22 protein-coding genes are annotated in these 18,727 nt (G+C 73.6%); 11 read left to right on the plus strand and 11 right to left on the minus strand.

Features of this window, described 5'->3' with window-relative positions; all coding sequences use genetic code 11:
• Positions 1 to 8: 8 nt before the first annotated feature.
• Together J2X46_RS18470 and J2X46_RS18475 are read left to right on the plus strand one after the other, a co-directional pair.
• Positions 9 to 914 (plus strand): NAD(P)-dependent oxidoreductase, encoded by a 906-nt coding sequence (locus J2X46_RS18470; protein ID WP_310253155.1) that lies wholly within the window; start codon positions 9 to 11, stop codon positions 912 to 914.
• Between the two features lie 95 nt (positions 915 to 1,009).
• Positions 1,010 to 1,669, plus strand: a complete 660-nt coding sequence (locus J2X46_RS18475; RefSeq protein WP_310253157.1) for a VOC family protein — start codon at positions 1,010 to 1,012, stop codon at positions 1,667 to 1,669.
• 85 nt (positions 1,670 to 1,754) lie between these two features.
• On the opposite strand, the gene J2X46_RS18480 is transcribed toward J2X46_RS18475, so the two are convergent.
• The 9 genes from J2X46_RS18480 to J2X46_RS18520 form a co-directional block, all read right to left on the minus strand.
• Positions 1,755 to 2,216, minus strand: a complete 462-nt coding sequence (locus J2X46_RS18480; protein ID WP_310253158.1) for an isoprenylcysteine carboxylmethyltransferase family protein — start codon at positions 2,214 to 2,216, stop codon at positions 1,755 to 1,757.
• Between the two features lie 15 nt (positions 2,217 to 2,231).
• Positions 2,232 to 3,266, minus strand: a complete 1,035-nt coding sequence (locus J2X46_RS18485) for a DUF4082 domain-containing protein (RefSeq protein WP_310253160.1) — start codon at positions 3,264 to 3,266, stop codon at positions 2,232 to 2,234.
• A gap of 76 nt (positions 3,267 to 3,342) precedes the next feature.
• Positions 3,343 to 4,860 (minus strand): cation acetate symporter, encoded by a 1,518-nt coding sequence (locus J2X46_RS18490; protein ID WP_310253162.1) that lies wholly within the window; start codon positions 4,858 to 4,860, stop codon positions 3,343 to 3,345.
• A complete protein-coding gene (locus J2X46_RS18495) occupies positions 4,857 to 5,249 on the minus strand; it encodes a hypothetical protein (RefSeq protein WP_310253164.1) in 393 nt (130 codons plus the stop codon). The genes J2X46_RS18490 and J2X46_RS18495 overlap by 4 nt, the downstream gene beginning before the upstream one ends.
• 10 nt (positions 5,250 to 5,259) lie before the next feature.
• Positions 5,260 to 5,973: a LytTR family DNA-binding domain-containing protein gene (locus J2X46_RS18500; protein WP_310253166.1), complete on the minus strand. Its 714-nt coding sequence runs from the start codon at positions 5,971 to 5,973 to the stop codon at positions 5,260 to 5,262.
• Positions 5,970 to 7,097 carry a histidine kinase gene (locus tag J2X46_RS18505; RefSeq protein ID WP_310253167.1) on the minus strand — a complete coding sequence of 376 codons (1,128 nt, stop codon included), beginning with the start codon at positions 7,095 to 7,097 and terminating at the stop codon, positions 5,970 to 5,972. Before J2X46_RS18505 ends, J2X46_RS18500 begins: the two co-directional genes overlap by 4 nt.
• A gap of 32 nt (positions 7,098 to 7,129) precedes the next feature.
• The gene (locus J2X46_RS18510; RefSeq protein ID WP_310253169.1) at positions 7,130 to 8,551 is read right to left on the minus strand and encodes a hypothetical protein; all 1,422 of its coding nucleotides are present in this window, start codon (positions 8,549 to 8,551) and stop codon (positions 7,130 to 7,132) included.
• A complete protein-coding gene (locus J2X46_RS18515; RefSeq protein WP_310253171.1) occupies positions 8,548 to 9,978 on the minus strand; it encodes a calcium-binding protein in 1,431 nt (476 codons plus the stop codon). Before J2X46_RS18515 ends, J2X46_RS18510 begins: the two co-directional genes overlap by 4 nt.
• Before the next feature lie 21 nt (positions 9,979 to 9,999).
• Entirely contained in the window at positions 10,000 to 10,851 is an 852-nt protein-coding gene (locus J2X46_RS18520) for a class I SAM-dependent methyltransferase (RefSeq protein WP_310253173.1), read from the minus strand.
• A gap of 29 nt (positions 10,852 to 10,880) precedes the next feature.
• Here J2X46_RS18520 and J2X46_RS18525 point away from each other — a divergent pair, with 29 nt between their 5' ends.
• Both J2X46_RS18525 and J2X46_RS18530 read left to right on the plus strand, forming a co-directional pair.
• Complete coding sequence (locus J2X46_RS18525) at positions 10,881 to 11,606, plus strand: hypothetical protein (RefSeq protein ID WP_310253175.1); 726 nt, start codon at positions 10,881 to 10,883, stop codon at positions 11,604 to 11,606.
• An 11-nt stretch (positions 11,607 to 11,617) separates the two neighbouring features.
• The gene (locus J2X46_RS18530) at positions 11,618 to 12,337 is read left to right on the plus strand and encodes an oxidoreductase (protein ID WP_310253176.1); all 720 of its coding nucleotides are present in this window, start codon (positions 11,618 to 11,620) and stop codon (positions 12,335 to 12,337) included.
• A gap of 434 nt (positions 12,338 to 12,771) precedes the next feature.
• Here J2X46_RS18530 and J2X46_RS18535 read toward each other — a convergent pair whose 3' ends face one another.
• A complete protein-coding gene (locus J2X46_RS18535; protein WP_310253178.1) occupies positions 12,772 to 13,569 on the minus strand; it encodes an HAD-IB family hydrolase in 798 nt (265 codons plus the stop codon).
• A gap of 134 nt (positions 13,570 to 13,703) precedes the next feature.
• On the opposite strand from J2X46_RS18535, the gene ssd reads away from it, so the two are divergent.
• From ssd to J2X46_RS18570, 7 genes are all read left to right on the plus strand, one after another.
• On the plus strand, positions 13,704 to 14,714 hold the full coding sequence (gene ssd / locus J2X46_RS18540; RefSeq protein ID WP_310253180.1) for a septum site-determining protein Ssd: 1,011 nt from the start codon (positions 13,704 to 13,706) through the stop codon (positions 14,712 to 14,714).
• A 67-nt stretch (positions 14,715 to 14,781) separates the two neighbouring features.
• Positions 14,782 to 15,945 carry a TadA family conjugal transfer-associated ATPase gene (locus tag J2X46_RS18545; protein WP_310253181.1) on the plus strand — a complete coding sequence of 388 codons (1,164 nt, stop codon included), beginning with the start codon at positions 14,782 to 14,784 and terminating at the stop codon, positions 15,943 to 15,945.
• The gene (locus J2X46_RS18550; protein WP_310253183.1) at positions 15,939 to 16,604 is read left to right on the plus strand and encodes a type II secretion system F family protein; all 666 of its coding nucleotides are present in this window, start codon (positions 15,939 to 15,941) and stop codon (positions 16,602 to 16,604) included. The genes J2X46_RS18545 and J2X46_RS18550 overlap by 7 nt, the downstream gene beginning before the upstream one ends.
• Positions 16,601 to 17,287 (plus strand): type II secretion system F family protein, encoded by a 687-nt coding sequence (locus tag J2X46_RS18555; RefSeq protein WP_310253185.1) that lies wholly within the window; start codon positions 16,601 to 16,603, stop codon positions 17,285 to 17,287. The genes J2X46_RS18550 and J2X46_RS18555 overlap by 4 nt, the downstream gene beginning before the upstream one ends.
• A gap of 233 nt (positions 17,288 to 17,520) precedes the next feature.
• Positions 17,521 to 17,694 (plus strand): DUF4244 domain-containing protein, encoded by a 174-nt coding sequence (locus J2X46_RS18560; protein WP_310253187.1) that lies wholly within the window; start codon positions 17,521 to 17,523, stop codon positions 17,692 to 17,694.
• The gene (locus J2X46_RS18565) at positions 17,694 to 18,065 is read left to right on the plus strand and encodes a pilus assembly protein (protein WP_310253189.1); all 372 of its coding nucleotides are present in this window, start codon (positions 17,694 to 17,696) and stop codon (positions 18,063 to 18,065) included. The genes J2X46_RS18560 and J2X46_RS18565 overlap by 1 nt, the downstream gene beginning before the upstream one ends.
• On the plus strand, positions 18,062 to 18,397 hold the full coding sequence (locus tag J2X46_RS18570) for an Rv3654c family TadE-like protein (RefSeq protein WP_310253191.1): 336 nt from the start codon (positions 18,062 to 18,064) through the stop codon (positions 18,395 to 18,397). Before J2X46_RS18565 ends, J2X46_RS18570 begins: the two co-directional genes overlap by 4 nt.
• 9 nt (positions 18,398 to 18,406) lie before the next feature.
• On the opposite strand, the gene J2X46_RS18575 is transcribed toward J2X46_RS18570, so the two are convergent.
• Complete coding sequence (locus tag J2X46_RS18575) at positions 18,407 to 18,709, minus strand: hypothetical protein (protein WP_310253194.1); 303 nt, start codon at positions 18,707 to 18,709, stop codon at positions 18,407 to 18,409.
• Between the last annotated feature and the right edge of the window lie 18 nt (positions 18,710 to 18,727).

Here is an 18,727-nt window from a genome sequence, read left to right on the forward strand (position 1 = left end):
GTGGAGGCATGACCTCACCGATCGTCGTCGTGACCGGAGCCAACGGGCTCGTCGGCAGCCACGTGGTGGCTGCCCTCGCCGAGCGCGGGGCGACCGTGCGTGCCGTCGTACGACGACCGGGGGCCGCGCCCGACCTGCCGGGCGTCGAGGAGCACGTCGGGGACTTCGGTGACCCGGACTTCGCGGCGTCCGTCGTGGCCGGCGCCGACGTGGTGGTCACGACCGTCTACCCCATGGGCGACGACGACCGCGACAGCCAGCGCCGGGTCGCGCTCGACGGGACGCTCGTGCTCGCGACGGCTGCCGTCGGGGCCGGCGTACCCCTGCTGGTGCACGTGTCGACGGCCGCCGTGTACGACCGCAGTCCCGCTGCGGGTGACGTCTCGGAGGACTCGGCCCTCGTCGGGGACGACGCCGGTGACTACGCGGTGATCAAGCGTGACGTCGACGCCGCACTCGACCGGCTCGGGGGTGTGACGCGCGTGCTCGTCCGGCCGCCCGCGATCCTGGGCACGGGCGGGACCTCGGTGTGGAACGCGGTCGTCCCCGCCGCGATCCGGGACGGCGAGTCCGCCCGTCACGCGCAGCCGGACAAGACCTTCGCCTGGGTGCACGCCACCGACCTGGCAGCCCTGGTCGCCGACGTGGTGACGGGCGCGATCCCGGCCTCGACCGACGGCTCCTCCGGTCCCGTGGTCGGAGGCTGCACCCCGGTCAACGTGGCCGGCGAGCCGGCCACCCAGCGCGACTACGTCGGCAGCGTGACCCGGGCCCTCGGCGTCGACCCGGTCTGGGACGACGGTGACGCCTGGACGGGCCAGATCCTCGCCGACCGGGCGCGCGGCTGGGGCTGGGTGCCGAAGGTCAGCCTCGCGGACGCGCTCGCCGAGCTCGAGGACGGGCTGCACGGCTGACGTGTGGCGAAGCGAGTGTCCAAGCGTCCGGATCGTCACACGTCCCGCGCGCAAACAGGTGGCCCGGCTGCCCCGCGGCTGCCTACGGTGCTGGCATGGCCGCCCGACTGGAGTCGTTGACGATCCTGTCCGCCGAGCCCGAGCGGCTCGCGTCGTTCTGGCGTGGCCTCCTCGGCCCGTCGGGGAACGCTGAGCTGCCGTTCGCCCTCGTCGTCGAGCAGGGCGACGTACCGAGGGACGGGCTGAACCAGATCCACCTCCACCTGAGCAGCATCGCCGCGAGCCAGGAGGACACGATCGCCCGGGCGCTCGAGCTCGGGGCCACCCACCTCGACGTCGGGCAGCTGCCCGACGAGGATCACGTCGTGCTCGCCGATCCAGACGGCAACGAGTTCTGCGTGATCGAGGCCGGGAACAACTGGCTCGCCGGGACGGGTTTCCTCGGTGAGGTCGCGGCGGACGGTACGCGCGAGGTGGGCGTCTTCTGGAGCGAGGCGACCGGCTGGCCGCTGGTGCACGACGAGGACGGCGAGACCGCGATCCAGTCGCCCGAGGGTGGCGTGAAGATCGCCTGGGGAGGGCCGCCCCTCAACCCGCAGCACGACCGCAACCGCATGCACTTCGTGCTGGCGGCCGACGACCTCGAGGCCGAGGTCGAGCGGCTGGTCGGCCTCGGCGCGCGCATGGTCGAGCGGGCGGGCGACGAGGTCGAGATGAAGGATCCCGACGGAAACGAGTTCCGCATCCGCGGCTGACGGCGTACACGTGTCCGAGAAATCGCCCCGGGGAGGACCCTCGGAGGGCGAGAAGTCGGACACGTGTCGACCGGGGGCGAGCCGACTAGAGCCAGCGACGCACCCGGCGGCGGTAGGCGCCGTACGGCTCTCCGAAGCGCTCGTGGAGGAAGCGCTCCTCCGGCAGGATCGCGCCCCAGAGCACGAGCAGCACGGCTGCGGGGAAGAGTACCAGGCCCCAGAGCGTCGAGGTGAGGAGCGCGATGGCGAGGTAGAGGGCCAGCAGGCCGACGTAGAGCGGGTTGCGGGAGAGCCGGTAGGGGCCGGACTCGATCATCGACGTGGTCGCATCACCCGGCAGCAGCCCGGTCTCGTGGCGGGCGAACAGCCAGAGCGACCAGCCGTTCCAGACCCCGAACAGCATGACCAGCACCCACCCGACCGGCACCCGCCAGGAGCCGGGCTCGACGGGGTCACCCCACGTCGCGGTCGCGATGCCACCGACCAGCAGCGGCGCGCCGATCGCGACGGGCGGCCAGAGCCGGAAGCTGACGGTGTCGACGGCCATGGCCCATTGTGCGCGTCAGCGGGTGCGGAAGGTCCAGGTCGCCCGTTGGATCCCCGGCTTGTCGGGATCCTGGTCCAGACGGTTGCCGAAGGTGTCGAGCACCTTGGAGGTGACCACGACGCGGTAGGTCGTGCCCGGGCGCAGGCGCATCTTCGGCACGAGCGTGAGCCGCGCACGCCGGGCGTCGTACGACAACCGCACCGGCACGCGCGCGGCCTTGCCCTTGCGGTGCAGGTGGACGCTCATCCGGGTGAGGGTCGCGGGACGCACCTTCTTGGAGAAGGTCACCTTGATCTTCGCGCCGCGGTTGACCTTCGTGGCTCCTGCGCCGGGCGCGGAGGTGTGCACGACCGGGGGGACGAGGGCGGCGGGTGTCGTCGGCGTCGGGGTGGGCGTCGGCGCGATCGGGTCGGCCAGCTCCTGCCACAGCGGGGTCACCCAGTAGTTCGAGCTGCGGAAGGCTTGGGACGGGTACGTGCACGGCGCCACGTCGTAGCAGTGGACGCCGTTCGGCGAGGTGTCGGTGGCGCGCAGGGCCGTGATCGGGCCGCGGGTGGCAGAGCGCTCGAAGTAGTTGTACTGGAAGGCGTACTTCGTCGCGGGCGTGTAGTAGGAGGCGATGTAGGTCTGGCCGGGCGTGATCGTGACGGGCGCGGCGAAGAGCAGGTCCTGCCAGCCCTTCTTCGTCGTCCGCTCGAAGGTGCCGGTGGCGATGCGGTTGCCGAGGCCGTCCCAGAGCGAGCCCGTGACGTTGGCCGGGTCGATCCGGTAGACGCGGACGCCGACGATGGAGACCGGCCGGGAGGTCACGAACCGGGTGCCGAGCTCGACCCCGTTGCGCCAGTCGTTGGCCGTGCAGAAGCCCTCGTCGTCGAGCTTCCAGCGACCGCAGTCGTCGGCCTTGAGGCCGGCGGAGAAGGTGGTGCCCCAGAGCGCGACGCGGTCCTGGGCGCGAGGGGACACCGTGCTCGGCGCAGCGGTCGACGGCAGCACCGCCACAGACGCCAGCACCACTCCGGCCAGCGCAGAGATCGCTGTCCTGATCCTCACAGTCCCCGCCCCACGTCGCCCTACATCCCCACCGAGGAACGTACCTTCTCACCCCCAAGGGTGGAGGGAGAACTGCTCATCCGCGCTCGAGCTCGACGGCCTCGGGCGTGTGCAGGCGGACCATGAAACGGCGCGCGTGAGCGGGGACGGAGGCCTTGGTGAGCCGGGAGACGGCCACCATCGTGGCGAGCGAGGCTGGTACAGACCAGGCCGCCGGCTGGCCCAGCAACGCCGCCGCCCAGCCCGTCGACGGCGAGGCCGCGAGGGTCCACGCGACCGCCGCACCGGACCCGAGGCCGCCGACGAGCAGCCCCGCGACAGCGCCCGCCGGGGTCAGCCCGCGCCACCAGATCCCCAGCATCAGCAGGGGCGCGAAGGTCGACGCGGTCACCGCGAAGGCCAGGCCGACGGTGCGCGCGACCGCGACGTCCTGCGCCGGCAGCGACGCCAGCAGGGGTACGACGACCGCGATCGCGGCAGCGACCCGGAAGGCGGCGACCCCGCCGAGGCGGAAGCGGCCCCAGCGCCGCCCGGTGACGTCCTGCGACAGCACGCCGGCGACGGCGATGGTCAGGCCGGAGCTCGTCGAGAGGAACGCCGCGAAGGCGCCGGCGGTGACCAGTCCGGTGAGCACCGACCCGGCGAGGCCCGGAACCATGAGGTGCGGCAGCTCGAGGACGAGGACGTCGGACCGGCCGTCGACCAGCTCGGCGGCGTACAGCCTGCCGAGGGCGGCGTACACCGGCGGCAGGACGTAGAAGATGCCGAGCAGCACCAGCACCGCCAGCGTCGTACGACGTGCGGCGCGGCCGTCGGGGTTGGTGTAGAACCGCACGACCACGTGCGGCAGCCCCATCGTGCCGAGGAACGTCGCGACGATCAGCGAGTAGGTCGTGTAGAGGCCGATGCCGCCGCCCGGCGTGGCCAGCGGGACCGACCACGACTGCGGAGCGGCGGTCGTCGGGTCGGCTGCGCCGTCGCTCGCCCAGACCGCGAGCAGCACGAAGACCGGGACCAGCAGCGCCGTGAGCTTGAGCCAGAACTGGAAGGCCTGCACGAAGGTGATCGAGCGCATCCCGCCGGGGCTCACCGACGCCAGGACGACCAGCGCGACCACGAGCGAGCCGGCCCACGGCGGCGCATCGATCGTGGCCCGCAGCGTGACGCCGGCGCCCTGGAACTGCGGCAGGAGGTAGAGCCAGCCGATGCCGACCACGAGCACCGAGCACAGCTTGCGCACGCCGCGCGAGCCGAGCCGCGCCTCGGCGAAGTCGGGCAGCGTGTAGGCGCCCGAGCGACGCAGCGGGGCGGCGACGAGGACGAGCAGGACGAGGTAGCCGGCGGTCCAGCCGACCGGGTACCAGAGCATCTCCGCGCCGAAGGTCAGCAGCAGCCCGGCGACGCCGAGGAACGACGCGGCGGAGAGGTACTCCCCGCCGATCGCGCTCGCGTTGAGCCGCGGGCGGACGGTGCGCGAGGCGACGAAGAAGTCGCTCGTGGTGCGTGAGATCCGCAGTCCCCACGTGCCGATCGCGAGCGTGGCCAGCGAGACCAGGACGACCGCGACGACGCCCGGCACCACGTCCGTGCTCACGGGTCGTCCTCCGGCAGCACCGTGCCGACGAGGTCGGCGAAGTCGCGCTCGTTGGCCTCGGACCGGCGGACGTAGAACCAGCCCAGCACCACCAACCACGGATAGGTCAGCACCCCGAGCAGCAGCCACGCGAGCGGCAGCGGCCCGACGCGCACCTCGCCCAGGGACGGCACGACGTGGAACAGCACCGGCAGCAACCCGAGCGTCAGCGCCAGCGCGACCAGCACCCGCGCTGCCAGCAGCAGCTGCTCGCGCAGCAGCGAGCGCATGAACACCTCGCCGAGGGCGGTCTCGGCGTCGATCTCACGCGTCCCCGACGACCGTACGACGTCCGCGCGGCGCCGCGGCGGCCCGGTGACCCGCACCCGGGGCGGCGGCTGCTCGCTCACGGCTGCGACCTCACGGCTCGCGTCGGGTCAGCACCGACCGCAGCTCGCGGGTGTGCCGACGGGAGACGGGCAGCTCGGTGCCGCCGATGACCACGCTGACCCGCCCGCCCTCGCTGCGCACCTCCTCGACGTGGGGGAGCGCGACCAGCACGGAGCGGTGGATCCGGACGAAGCCGGCGTCCGCCCACTGCTCGGCCAGCGAGCTGAGCGGGGTGCGGACCAGGTGAGAGCCCTCGGCGGTGTGCAGCCGCGCGTAGTCGCCCTGCGCCTCGACGTGGGTGATCTCGGAGCGGTTGATGAAGCGGGTGACGCCGCCGCGCTCGACGGGGATCTGGACGTCGCCCGACGGCGCGGGCCCGCCGGCCTCGACGACGCGTCGTACGGCTTCGGCGAGGCGCTCCTCGCGCACCGGCTTGAGGACGTAGTCGACGGCGCGCAGCTCGAACGCGGCGACCGCGTGCTCCTCGTGCGCGGTCACGAACACCACCGGCGGCGGCTGCTTGAAGCGCGAGAGCACCTGGGCGAGGTCGAGCCCGGTGAGGCCGGGCATCTGGATGTCGAGGAAGACCGCGTCGACCTCCTCGGCCTGCAGCACCCGCAGCGCCTCGGTCGCGGAGTCGCTGCCCATCACCTCGCCGATGCGCGGGTCGCGACCGAGCAGGAAGGTGAGCTCGTCGAGCGCGGGGCGCTCGTCGTCGATGACCAGCACCCTGAGCTGCGTCATACCTGCACCCCCGGTGCGAACTTGGGCACCCGCACGATCACCTTGGTGCCGGCGCCGGGCGCGGTCTCGACCACCAGACCGTAGTCGTCACCGTAGGCATTGCGCAGCCGGGCGTCGACGTTGCCCAGCCCCACGGAGTCCATCGAGGCGTCGCCGGCGAGCGCTCGTCGTACGCGCTCGGGGTCCTCGCCGGTGCCGTCGTCCTCGACCTCCAGCACGCACTCCTGGTCGAGGTCGCGGGCGGTGATGGAGAGCCGGCCGGTGCCGTCCTCCTTGTCGGCGCTGGCCTCCAGCCCGTGACGTACGGCGTTCTCGACGAGCGGCTGGATGCACAGGAACGGCACCGCGACGGGCAGCACCTCCGGCGCGATCTGCAGGGTGACGTGGAGGCGCTCGCCGAAGCGGGCCTGCTCGAGGAGGAGGTAGCGCTCGACGGAGCGCAGCTCCTCGGCGAGCGTCGTGTACTCGCCGTGGCGGCGGAAGGAGTAGCGGGTGAAGTCGGCGAACTCCAGCAGCAGCTCGCGCGCCCGGTCGGGGTCGGTGCGCACGAAGCTGGCGATCGCGCCGAGCGAGTTGTAGATGAAGTGCGGGCTGATCTGGGCGCGCAGCGCACGCACCTCGGCCTCCATCAGCCGGGTGCGCGAGGCGTCGAGCTCGGCGAGCTCGAGCTGACCGCTCACCCACGACGCGACCTCGTCGGCCGCGCGGACCAGGCCGCCGGTGGTGTGCGGAGCACCCACGACGAGGGCACCGACGAGCACGTCGTCGACGGTCAGCGGGCTCACGATCGCCTGCCGCACCTGGCAGCCGCCGTCGTCGCACACCAGCGTGCGCTCGTCGACGATCATCGTGCGGCCCGTCTCGGCCACCTGGCTGATCGTGGCGGCGAGCTGGCTGCGGTGGTGGCTGCCGAGGCCGTCCCACGCGATGAGGCCGCTGCTGTCGCCCAGCCCGGCGGCCGGGGTGCCGAGCAGCGCCCGCAGGTGGCCGACCGACCGCTCGGCGCTCGACGACGTCAGGCCCTCCCTCAGAGCCGGGCTCGCGAGGGAGGCGTTGTGCAGCGCGCGGAAGGCGGCGCGGTCGGCCTCGCCGCCCAGCGACGTACGCCGCCACCTCCACGCCATGGCGTGACCCTAGGTGCCGCGACCGCGCGCCGCTACCGCTCGCACGACCTACGACGCTCGGCGCGACACAGGTCACGACCCTGCTCGCCGTCGACCCGGTCGCGTCCCGGGCCGCCGTAGAACGTGTCGTCGCCCCGCCCCAGCTCGGCGCGGTCGTGTCCGGGACCGCCGAAGACCGTGTCGTCGCCGCCGACGCTGGAGAACCTGTCGTTGCCACGGCCGCCGACCATCCGGTCCTTCGTCCCGGCACGGCTGCCGAGCGTGTCGTGGCCACGGCCCCCGAGGAGGGTGACCGCGCCGATGCAGGTGTCGAACACCTCGAACAACGCGTCGGAGTGCACGCTGAGGGAGTCGCGTCCGTCGCGTCCGTCGACGCGTCCGTCGCAGCTGTTGATGCCGAGGGCGTTCGGGCCGTCGGTTCCCGTGAGCCGCACCCGTGGCGCCGAGACGAAGGTGTCCTCGAACCCCGCTGCCGGGATCGTGCGGCCGTCGTCGATGCGGACGAGGCCCACCCGCAGGTCCCAGGTGACGCCCTCGTGCTCCGTGCCGAAGCTGAAGTCGTCACGGCCCGGGCCTCCGTCGAGGCGGCTGCCCTCGGGGAGCAGGGCGGGAGCCGCGAAGGAGTCGTCGCCGCCGCCGAGGTCGGCGACCACCTGTCCGCGGCCGCTGGTGGACAGGGAGTCCGCTCCGTCGGTGCCGCTGACCACCACGTCCGCCGTTCCGGTCGCCGGGTCACCGAGGTAGAGCGACTCGATCGCGGACCACCGGGTCACGACGACCCCGCCGGCACGGTGCTCGCCCGCCGTGGCCACCGCGTTGGCGCCCGCGACGAGGCGGAGGCCGAGACTGTCATGGCCCGCGCCGCCGTCGACCATCGCTGCGTCGGTGGCGTTGCCGAGGAAGTCGATGCCGTCGTCGCCCGCGCCGCCGAGGAGGACGTCGGAGCTCGGCAGGCCGACCTGCCCGCCGTCGAGCAGGTCGTCGCCACCCCCGCCGACCAGCACGTCGACGTCGTCGTCGGGATAGCCCACGGTGGTGCCGTCGAACGTGATCGCACCGCCGCGCACGTAGTCGTCGGCGTCGCCGCCCTCGAACCGGTCGGCGCCGTCCCCGAGGGTGACGTCCGCGCCCCACGAGTCCGCCGCAGTGCCGTCCACGACGTCGTTGCCGTCGCCGGTCTCGATCCGCACCCCGAACTGGACGCCGTGGCGTCCGTCGGGTCCGGTGATGCACACCAGGTCGTCGCCACCGAGGGTCTTCACCGAGCTGCTGCGGTTGGTCACCACGACGTCGCGACCCTCCGTGCCGACGACCGCCGTGCCGCGGTCGCCGACGATGGTGGCGGCCTCACCGCGGCAGGTCTCGCCGGCCGCGCTCGCTGCGCCTGCCGTCGGGACGAGCAGGGCGAGGCCCAGCACGGCAGCCGCACCCGTTGCCGTACGCCGCGCGCTCATCGCTCGCACGTCCGCTCGCGCTCGGCCCGGCACCGGTCGCGACCGGCGCTGCCGTCGGCGAGGTCCCGCCCGCGCTCCCCGACGAGCACGTCACGACCCTCCTCGCCGAAGAGCTTGTCTGCGCCCGTGCCGCCGCGGACGTCGTCGGCGCCCCGCCCGGCCCGCACCTCGTCGGCACCAGCGCCACCGCGGATCCGGTCGTCCCCGCCTTCGCCACGAAGGGTGTCGCGACCGTCACCGCCGAAGAGGCGGTCTTCACCGCGGCTGGCGTAGAACGAGTCCTTGCCCTGGCCGCCGCGCATCACCGTTCTCGGCGTGCAGGTGAAGTGGTACTCCTCGAAGATGTAGTCGCCGTCCCAGATGAGCTCGTCGTCGCCGCCGCGCCCGGTGATCGAGGACCTGCACGCGTAGGCGACGAGCGAGTTGTCCTGTCCGTCGCCCTCCATCGTGACGGTCCGGGCCATGAGGAACGCGTCCTCGAGGCCGGCCACCGTGAAGGTGTCGCCCGCGACCGTCGAGCGGTCGCGCCTCAGGTCGAGCGACAGGCTCCCGTGGGCGCGAGCCGCGACGAGCTCGTCGCGACCGGCGCCGACGTCGATGCGGCTGCCCGGGCCCAGCAGGGTCCGGTCGAGGGTGACGTGGTCGTCCCCGCCGAGGGTCTCCGCGACGACGGTGGACGGGTCGGGGCCGTAGGTCTCGACGGTGAGGTGGTCGTCGGTCGCCGTTCCGGTGTACGTGACCTCGGCGCCACGCGCGTCGAGGTCGAGGCTCTCGAAGGAGGTGAACCGCGCCGAGCCCGCCGTACCGACGTAGGTGCCCGCTGCCATGTCGAAGACGGCCCTGGCGTCCACCGTCATCACGAGCGTGTCGTAGCTGTCCCCGCCGGTGAGCCGGCCCTCTGGGGTGATGCCGGGGCCGTGGAGCACGAGCCGGTTGGTCCCCGGGCCGAGGTCGACCACGTCGGACCCGCCCGGGGTCGTCACGTCGTCGTTGCCGGCGGCTCCGCGTACGACGTCCACCTCGGCCTGGCTGCCCGCCACGTCGCCCGTGTCCACCCAGTCGCCGGCGGGCCCACCCTCCAGGGTGTCCGCACCGGGGCCGAGGTCGGTGTCGACGTAGTAGTAGGTCAGCTGCGGCGAGGTGGTGTCGACGACGTCCGCCCCTGCCCCGGCGTCCACGTAGAGCACGTTGGAGCCGGTGCGGCCGGGCACGACGCAGATCAGGTCGTCCCCGCCGAGGGCCGAGACCCGGAGCGAGTCGCCGGTCACGATGACGTCCCGGCCCTCGGTGCCGGTGACGTCCGGGCCGGAGCCCACGATCGTGGCCGCCTCGCCGCGGCAGGTCTCGCCAGCGGCGCTCGCGGCGCTCGTCGGTGTGAGAAGGCCCAGCCCGAGCAGGCCGGCAGCGATGAACGTCGTACGACGCATGTGTTCCCCCGTGGAGCAGTGTCAGCGGAAGTCGATGAGCAACATGTCGGTGTCGGTGCCGTCGCTCACGACCGGTCCTTCCTGTGACGGCTCGTCGGGCGAGGAAGTTGTCTGGTCGTCGCGATCGACCACGACGGCGCGGTAGCAGCGGGTGACGTAGGGGATCTGCATGCCGTCCATGCCGCGGCCGTAGTCGTCGTAGAACGCGAGCACCTCGGCGAGGTGGCGCTCCCTCTCGGCCTCGTCCATCACCGCGAAGCTCGAGCGCGAGCGCGCCATGTCGAGGATGGTCTCGCGGTTGACCTCCTGCCAGTGCTTGAAGCTCGCCTCCTCCATGAAGCCGAAGAGGTCGCTGTGCACGAGGTGCTCGGCCGAGGTGGTGTCGAGGTCCTGGCGGCCGAGGAGGTCGCCCATCCGTCGCACCCACGGGATCCGCTCGTCGCGGCTGTTCCACACCAGCGCGACGTGGCCGCCGGGCTTGAGCACGCGGGCGATCTCGGGCAGCGCCGTCTCGTGGTCGAACCAGTGGAAGGCCTGCGCCACGACCACCACGTCGACCGACCGGTCGTTGGCCGGGATCTCCTCCGCGGTCGCGGGCTTCGCGCTCACCTCGGGCACCCGCTCGCGCAGCACCTCGAGCATCGCCTCGTCGGGCTCGGTCGCGAAGACGGCGTGGCCCTGGTCGACGAGCTCGCGGGTGAGCTTGCCGGTGCCGGCCGCGAGCTCGAGGACGACCTTCGCCTCGCCGCCCGCGAGCCACGCCACCGCGTCGGAGGGGTACGACGGCCGGCCGCGGTCGTACGCCTCGGCGACGGAGCCGAAGGACCGTGCGCGGTCGACCGGGGCGGGGGCTGCAGGGAGTTCGTCGCTCATCCCGCTCACCGTATCCCTACGCTGAGCGCGTGAGCTCGCTCCAGCGCCTCGACGCCGCGCCCGTCCTGGACACCGTGGCGCGCCTGGAGTCCCGCATCGGCGCCCGCTTCCCCGACCGCGGGCTGTACGCCGTCGCCGGCGAGCTGCGCGTGCTCACCGCCGACGTCGCGTCCGGGTCGGCGTCGATCCGCGAGCGGCTGCGCTGGGTGCGCCTGGCCTCGCGGGTCGCCGCGGTCGCGGTCCTGCTGGCCACGGTCGTCGTGCTGGTCCTGGCCTTCCGCGACGCCGGTCGTGCCGGGCCCGACCGCTCCTTCGAGTGGGTGCCGCTGATCGAGTCGACGATCAACGACCTGGTCTTCGCCGGGCTCGCGCTGTGGTTCCTCTACGCGCTGCCGCAGCGGCTCGAGCGCGGCCACCTCCTCGGGCTGCTGCACCGGCTCCGGTCGCTGGCGCACATCGTCGACATGCACCAGCTCACCAAGGACCCCGAGCGGCTGCGGCCCGACTTCGTCCCCACCGGCGCCTCGGTCGAGCTCGACCTCACGCGCAGCGAGATGGAGCACTACCTCGACTACTGCTCGGAGATGCTCTCGCTGGTCGGGAAGGTCGCGGCGCTGTGCGCGGAGGAGTCGCAGGACTCGCTGGTCCTCACCACGGTCAGCGACCTCGAGACCCTCACGACCGGGATGTCGCGCAAGATCTGGCAGAAGATCTCGCTGCTGCCCGACGTGCCGGTCCGTCCGCTGCGCGACTAGCGTTCCTCCCCATGACCGACCCGCTCGCCTGGCTCATCGACCTCGACGGGGTGCGCTCGGCCTACGCCGGCACCCGTGACGGGATCGACGTGATGCTGCGTGACCGCGGCCTGCGCAAGACGTCGCCGGAGCTGACGGGGGAGTCACTGCTGCGCGGCGCCCACGCGAGTGCCGTGCTCGAGGGGTCGGCGTCCACGCTCGAGCAGGTGCGGGCCGGGGAGACCGACGAGATCGCCGCCGACGCGGTCCGGCTCTCGGCGTCGATGCTGGCGCTGGCACCGCTGCTGAAGACCGCGCCGCTCCAGGCGATCGCGCGGCTCCACACGGTCGTCGCGTCCGCCGCCCTCCCGGCCGAGTCGCTCGGGCGGCCGCGGGATGCGGCGTCCGCCGACCGCCTGCGCGGGGTCTCCGAGCTGCTGCTGTCCGACACGTCGGCCCCGGCCCTCCTCGTCGCCGCGATCGCGCACGCCGACGTGGCGACCGCCGCGCCGTTCGCCTCCCACAACGGCATCGTGGCCCGCGCGCTCGAGCGGCTGGTGCTGGTCTCGCGCGGCGTCGACGCCAAGTCGCTCGTCGTACCCGAGGCGGGGCACCTGGCCCACCGGGCGGCGTACGAGTCCAACCTGCGCGGCTACTCCGAGGGCGGGCCGAGCGGCGTGCACTCCTGGGCGCTCTACGGCGCCGAGGCCTTCGCGGCGGGTGCCGAGGCCTCGCCGCTCGTCACGGGCTGAGCCTTCGCCCCAGCCGAGTAGTCCAGTGGCCAGTGGCTGCCCGTCCGCGGTAGTCCAGTGGCGAGTGGCTGTCGATCGGCCGGGATCGCAACCATCTGCCACTGGACTACCCGACGTGAGCGCGGCCATGTGTCCGGTGGTTGAGGTGCGAGCGCAGCGAGCCTCGACACCCACATGCGAGCGGCACCCGCTCACGTGGATCGGGTGCCGCCGCTGACACGTGATGCCGTGGCTACCAAGCGTGCTCTTCTCAATCGCTGCCTCGGGCAGATCCCGATCGGTCAGCACCCCATCGGATGGGTGGATCGCCGCGTGGGTACCCGGTACACGTGCTGTCTTGAGTTGATGAGTCAGTCCTACCCCTGCCCGGGAGCACCTTCAAGGGTTGACTTTGCCCACCGCCGGTGGGTGCGCGGGGATCCGGCCGAAACTTCTCAGGCGTCGGGCCCGCGGCGCTTCCGGTTGGCCCAGATGACGCCTCCGGCAGCCACGGCGCCACCCACGGCGAGGGCGGCGAGCGTGGGCTTGGCAGGAGGTACGGGGATGTGGCGGCGCAGCGCGACCGGGCGCACGAAGCTCAGGATCGGCCACTCCTGGGTGGTGGCGATGCGGCGCAGCTCCTTGTCGGGGTTGACCGCGAAGGGGTGCCCGACGACCTCGAGCATGTGCACGTCGGTGACGGAGTCGCTGTAGGCGAACGACTCGGCGAGGTCGTAGCCGATGGTGTCGGCCAGGTGCTCGATCGCGCGGGCCTTCTCCTCGGCGTAGGCGTAGTAGTCGATGTTGCCGGTGTACTTCCCGTCGACGATCTCCATCCGCGTCGCCACGACCCGGTCGGCGCCGAGCAGCTGCCCGATCGGCTCGACGACCTCGGCGCCGCTGGCGGAGACGATGACGATGTCGCGCCCGGCGGCCCGGTGCTCCTGGATCAGGGTCACGGCTTCGTCGTACACGAGGGGCTCGACGATGTTGGCCAGCGTGTCGGTGACGATCTCGCGCACCGTCGCGACGTCCCACCCGGCACACAGCTGCGACATGAAGGCGCGCATCTTGTCCATCTGGTCGTGGTCGGCACCGCCGGTGAAGAACACGAACTGGGCGTACGCCGAGCGCAGCATCGCGCGCCGCGAGATGAGTCCACCCGCCTGGAACTCACGGCTGAAGGCCAGCGTGCTCGACTTGGCGATGATCGTCTTGTCGAGGTCGAAGAAGGCCGCGGTGGGGCGGGGCATGCGGCCATCGTAGGGGCGATCCGGCAAGGATTTCGGGCCTTCTGGCGTCCACAGGCTGCTCCTGAGGGCGTTCGTCCACAGGACGAAGGGGTCCGTACGCCGTGGCGTCGGTGTCTGCGGGGAGCCTGATCCGCATGCCCGTCCTCCTCGTCACCCGGTCCGCTCCCGTCCACGACGCCGTGGTGCCGCTGTGCGCCGCAGCCGGCGTCGGTGCCCAGGTCTGTCGCGACCCCGTGCTCGCGCTCGCGACCTGGGCGGAGGCCGACGTCGTGCTGGTCGGGGCCGACCTGGCGGCCGAGGTGGCGGGGCTCTCCCCACCGCGCCGGGAAGGGGTCCTCGTCGTCGGGCCCGCCCCGGAGGACGGCGCCTTCCGGTCCGCCGTCGCGGTCGGCGCGCAGTCGGTGGTCGACCTCGACACGGGCGCCGAGTGGCTGGTCGAGGTGCTGGCCGACGTGGGCGAGCGGGCGTCGCCGAGCCGGGTCGTCGGTGTGGTCGGGGGAGCGGGTGGTGCCGGCGCCACGACCCTTGCCTGCGCGCTCGCCCAGTGGCATGCGGCGCGTGCGCCGACGCTGCTGGTCGACACCGACCCGCTCGGGCCGGGTCTCGACCGGCTGCTCGGGATGGAGGACGTCGCCGGCGTGCGGTGGGAGGGGCTCGGCGAGACCTCCGGGCGCCTCGGCGCACGTGCGCTGCGCGAGGGCGTGCCCCGCCGGGACCACCTCGGCGTGCTCACCTGGTCCGGGCTGCGTCGGCGCCTCGACCTCCCAACCGTGCGTCGGATCCTTCCCGCGGCGGTGCGGGGCCACGACCTCGTCGTCGTCGACCTGGCGCGACACGGTGGCGCCCTCGCCGAGCTGGTCGACCGCTGCGACGACCTGCTCGTCGTCACCCCGGCCAGCGTGCCCGGCCTGGCCGCGACCGCGCGGTTGGTCGGCGAGCTCGGGCGCGAGGGGCGGGCCGGGCTCGTGGTGCGACCCGGTGCGCTGGGCGACGCCGATGCCGAGCTGGTGACCGGGCTGCCGGTCGTCGCCGCACTGCCCGACCAGCGAGGGCTCGCGGCATCGGTCGACCGCGGGCTCGGGCCGCTCGCCGGCCGCGGTCCGCTCGCCCGCGCCGCCCGCGACCTGCTCGGCGAGGCGGCATGAACACCCCACGACGTTCTTCGCCTCCCCCGCTCCGCTCCTCCGCCGAACAACGCCGCGGGGACCCCGCATGAGCGCGCCGGTGCCGGCGGCGGTGCTCGACGACGTACGCCGCCGGCTGGCCGGCGCCTCCGGCGACCTCACCCCGCATCGGGTGGCGGAGGCGCTGCGGGCGTCCGGCTCGCCAGTGGGCGACGCGACGGTGCTGGCCGTGCACGACCTGCTGCGGCGCGACGTGCTCGGTGCCGGGCCGCTCGAGGAGCTGCTGCGCCTGCCCGACGTCACCGACGTCCTGGTCAACGGCCCCGACGACGTCTGGATCGACCGCGGTCGAGGGCTCGAGCGGGCGTCGGTGACCTTCCCCGACGATGCTGCCGTGCGACGTCTCGCGCAACGGCTCGCCGCCTCGGCCGGCAGGCGGCTCGACGACGCGACGCCGCATGCCGACGTACGACTTCCGGACGGCACCCGGTTCCACGCCGTGCTGGCGCCGGTCGCGCGGTCGGGCACGGTCATCTCGCTGCGGGTGCCGCGCGGGCGGGTGTGGACCCTGCCCGAGCTCGTCGCGGCGTCGGCCCTCCCGCCTGAGGGCGCCGTCCTGCTGGAGGAGGTCGTCGAGGCCCGCTGCGCCTTCCTCGTCACCGGCGGCACCGGCACCGGCAAGACGTCCGTCCTGTCGGCACTCCTGTCCCTCGTCGACCCCAGCGAGCGCATCGTGCTCGTCGAGGACGCCAGCGAGCTGCGGCCCGAGCACCCGCACGTCGTGGCGCTCGAGGGCCGCCCGGCCAACATCGAGGGCGCCGGCGAGATCTCGTTGCAGACGTTGGTACGACAAGCGTTGCGGATGCGGCCCGACCGGCTCGTGGTGGGCGAGGTGCGGGGGGCCGAGGTCGTCGACCTGCTCGCCGCCCTCAACACCGGTCATGGGGGAGGGTGCGGCACTCTCCACGCCAACTCGGCCGCCGACGTGCCGGCCCGGATCGAGGCCCTGTCGTTGGCCGCCGGGCTGCCCCGCGAGGCCGCGCACAGCCAGCTCGCCGCGGCGCTCGACGTCGTGATCCATCTCGGTCGGGGCCGCGACGGACGTCGTCGGATCCTGGAGCTGGCGGTGCCGGAGCGCGACGAGGCTGGCCTCGTGTCGTTGCGCACTGCAGCGACCTTCGAGCCCGACCGGGTCGTCCGTGGTCCGGCGGCCGCGACCTTCGCGCGACGGCTGGAGGCGGTTGCGTGCTGAGCGCCTGGGTCACCGCCGCTCTCGTCGGTGCGCTGGTCGCCCTGCTGGTGCCGCCGGCTGGCATCGCACCCGGGAGGCGACAGCAACGCCCCCGGTGGGCGCCTCCGGCGCCGCGGCGCCGGGAGCAGGCCGCCGACCAGGCAGCCGTGCTGGAGGTGTGCGACCTGCTCGCGGCCGAGCTCGCGTCCGGCACGCCACCCGGATCCGCGCTGGCCGTGGCCGGCGAGAGGTGGCCGCCCCTGCGGCCGGTGGTGGAGGCCCACCACCTCGGTGCGGACGTGCCGCACGCCCTGCGAGCCGTTGCTCGCGAACGGCCTGGCGCGGCCGACCTCCGATGGGTGGCCGGGGCGTGGCAGGTCGCGCACCAGTCCGGGCGAGGACTGGCTGCTGCCCTCGAGCGCACGTCCGCGGGCCTCCGGGCCAGGCGCCGTACCCGACGCCTGGTCGACTCCGAGCTCGCGTCGGCGCGGGCGACGGCTCGCCTGGTCGCCTGCCTTCCGCTCGCGGTGCTCGTGATGGGCTCGGGTGCGGGCTCCGACCCATGGGCTTTCCTGCTCGGCACCCCGGTCGGGTGGGGCTGCCTCGTCGCCGGACTCGGCCTCCTCGGACTGGGCCTGTGGTGGATCGAGCGGCTGGCCGACCAGGCGGCGGCGCCGTGACCTGGCTGGTCGCCGGGTGTGCGGCGCTGGCGATCCTCCTGCTGGTCCCACCGGTTGCCCGTCCGCCTCGGCCCTCGAGGCCTTCCCGGCCGCCTGTCCGCCTGGTCGGCGTGCTCGGCGCCGCGATGGCTGCGTGGCTGTTCGTCGGCGGGTCCGCCGGTCCGGTCGCGGGAGCGGCTGGTGCGGCGGGTGCGTGGTGGCTGCTGTCCCGGGTCGAGCCGCCGGCCAGGCGACGTGAGCGCGAGGAGGTCCAGCGCACCTTGCCCCACCTGGTCGACCTCCTGGCCTCCACCCTGCGCGCCGGTGCCGAGCCCGTTGCCGGGCTGGCGCAGGTGTGCGCCGCCCTCCCCGGGCCGGCGGCGGACCGCTTCGCGCCGGTGGTCGATCGCGCCCGGTGGGGAGCGTCCCCGACCGAGGCCTGGGAGTCGGTGGCGGACGATCCCGAGCTGGCGCCGCTGGTGCGGGCGATGGTCCGGTCGCAGACCTCCGGAGCCTCGGTCGTGCAGGTCGTCGAGCGCCTCGCCGACGAGCTCGAGCGCGAGGGCCTCGCCCGGGCGGAGGACGCCGCGAGGAAGGTCGGCGTGGCCGCCGCGGTGCCCCTCGGCGTCTGCCTGCTCCCGGCGTTCCTCCTCCTCGGGGTCGTGCCGACGGTCGCCTCGCTCCTCGGCTCGGTGGCGCCGTGAGGGCGGGGGCCCGCTCCTGCCCGGCTCGATCCGTCATACGAATCCGACCGCATCGGTGCGGGTTCGTATGACGGACGGCAAGACCGGCGGCCGAGCCGCGAACCGTCCACAGACGTCGTCGATCGCGGTCTGTCCACAGCGTGCGGGCCGTCCAGGTGCGGGCGCAGCCCAGGCGCCGGAGGCTCGTCAGGACGGGGTTCATCGGGAGTCCCGCACGACCCTCAGGAGGACGGATGACGACCACGCGACGAGACGAGCGGGGCATCACCACGGCGGAGTACGCCGTCGGCACCGCGGCGGGAGCCGGGTTCGCCGGGCTGCTCTACAAGTTGCTGACCGGCAGCTTCGGCGACCAGCTGCTCGGCCGGCTCTTCGACCACGTGATGAGCCTGCTCGGCATCGGCTGATGGGGCTGTCGTCGCGGGGCCGGCCGGGCGAGCGTGGAGCCGCGACCGCCGAGCTGGCGCTCGGCATCCCGCTCCTCGTGGCCCTGACGGCCGGCCTGGTCTGGATGCTGGCCGTCGGCGCCGCGCAGGTGAGGGTCGTCGACGCCTCGCGCGAAGCCGCCCGGGCCGTCGCGCGTGGCGACGACGTGGCGGCGGCGGAGTCGGTCGCGCTGCGGATCGCGCCGGAGGGCGCCCGGGTCAGCGTCGTGGTCGGAGACGGCCAGGTCACCGTGACCACGAGCGCTCGCGTGCGTGCCCCGGGCGGCCTGCTCTCCGCGCTCCCCGGCGTGACGGTGTCCGACGAGGCGGTCGCCCTCGCGGAGGAGTCGTGAGACGGCCTTCGGAGGAGGGCGGCGCCACGGTGCTGGTCGTGGCGATGGCCGGCGTCCTGCTGTTCGTCACGGTCGGGCTCTCCGCGGCCGGCGGACTGGTCACTGCCCAGCGTCGTGCCCAAGCGGCGGCCGACCTCGCCGCGCTCGCGGGAGCGACCAGTCAGGCCGACGCATGTGCCGACGCCGCGTGGATCGCCGCTGCCAACGATGGGAGGCTCACCGACTGCCAGGTCCGCGGCCGCGACGTGCTGGTCGCCGTGATGGTCCAGGGTCCTCACGTGCCCTGGCGCGAGGTGCACGTCACCGCAGAGGCCCGGGCGGGGCCGGGGTGATTCGGGCGGTCAGGCGCGGGTCTCGTCCTCGCCCTCGGCACGGCGCTCGGCCTCGACCCGCTCGAGCTTCTGGTTCAGCTCGGTGAGCTCCTTGCGCTCGCGGCGGTGGGCGAGGCTGCGCTTGGTTCCCCACTTGAGGATCGAGAAGCCCCACAGGACCGCAGCTCCCGCCGCGACGCCGATCAGGAACGACTCGAGGGTGGTCACGCTGAACCCCAGCAGCTCACCGCCGTTGCCGGCCTCGCTGACGAACACGGCAGAGAGGATGGCGATGCCGCCGAGGATGATGAGGGCGAGTCCGAGGATGACCATGCCTCGAATCTAGCGCCC

Origin of the sequence: Nocardioides sp. BE266, assembly GCF_031457855.1 — a bacterium.
Classification (GTDB): Bacteria; Actinomycetota; Actinomycetes; order Propionibacteriales; family Nocardioidaceae; genus Nocardioides.

Coding starts and splice junctions, on each gene's coding strand:
- J2X46_RS18470 (WP_310253155.1), top strand. CDS start 9: ATGACCTCACCGATCGTCGTCGTGACCGGAGCCAACGGGCTCGTCGGC.
- J2X46_RS18475 (WP_310253157.1), top strand. CDS start 1,010: ATGGCCGCCCGACTGGAGTCGTTGACGATCCTGTCCGCCGAGCCCGAG.
- J2X46_RS18480 (WP_310253158.1), bottom strand. CDS start 2,216: ATGGCCGTCGACACCGTCAGCTTCCGGCTCTGGCCGCCCGTCGCGATC.
- J2X46_RS18500 (WP_310253166.1), bottom strand. CDS start 5,973: ATGACGCAGCTCAGGGTGCTGGTCATCGACGACGAGCGCCCCGCGCTC.
- J2X46_RS18505 (WP_310253167.1), bottom strand. CDS start 7,097: ATGGCGTGGAGGTGGCGGCGTACGTCGCTGGGCGGCGAGGCCGACCGC.
- J2X46_RS18510 (WP_310253169.1), bottom strand. CDS start 8,551: ATGAGCGCGCGGCGTACGGCAACGGGTGCGGCTGCCGTGCTGGGCCTC.
- J2X46_RS18515 (WP_310253171.1), bottom strand. CDS start 9,978: ATGCGTCGTACGACGTTCATCGCTGCCGGCCTGCTCGGGCTGGGCCTT.
- J2X46_RS18520 (WP_310253173.1), bottom strand. CDS start 10,851: ATGAGCGACGAACTCCCTGCAGCCCCCGCCCCGGTCGACCGCGCACGG.
- J2X46_RS18530 (WP_310253176.1), top strand. CDS start 11,618: ATGACCGACCCGCTCGCCTGGCTCATCGACCTCGACGGGGTGCGCTCG.
- J2X46_RS18535 (WP_310253178.1), bottom strand. CDS start 13,569: ATGCCCCGCCCCACCGCGGCCTTCTTCGACCTCGACAAGACGATCATC.
- ssd (WP_310253180.1), top strand. CDS start 13,704: ATGCCCGTCCTCCTCGTCACCCGGTCCGCTCCCGTCCACGACGCCGTG.
- J2X46_RS18545 (WP_310253181.1), top strand. CDS start 14,782: ATGAGCGCGCCGGTGCCGGCGGCGGTGCTCGACGACGTACGCCGCCGG.
- J2X46_RS18560 (WP_310253187.1), top strand. CDS start 17,521: ATGACGACCACGCGACGAGACGAGCGGGGCATCACCACGGCGGAGTAC.
- J2X46_RS18565 (WP_310253189.1), top strand. CDS start 17,694: ATGGGGCTGTCGTCGCGGGGCCGGCCGGGCGAGCGTGGAGCCGCGACC.
- J2X46_RS18575 (WP_310253194.1), bottom strand. CDS start 18,709: ATGGTCATCCTCGGACTCGCCCTCATCATCCTCGGCGGCATCGCCATC.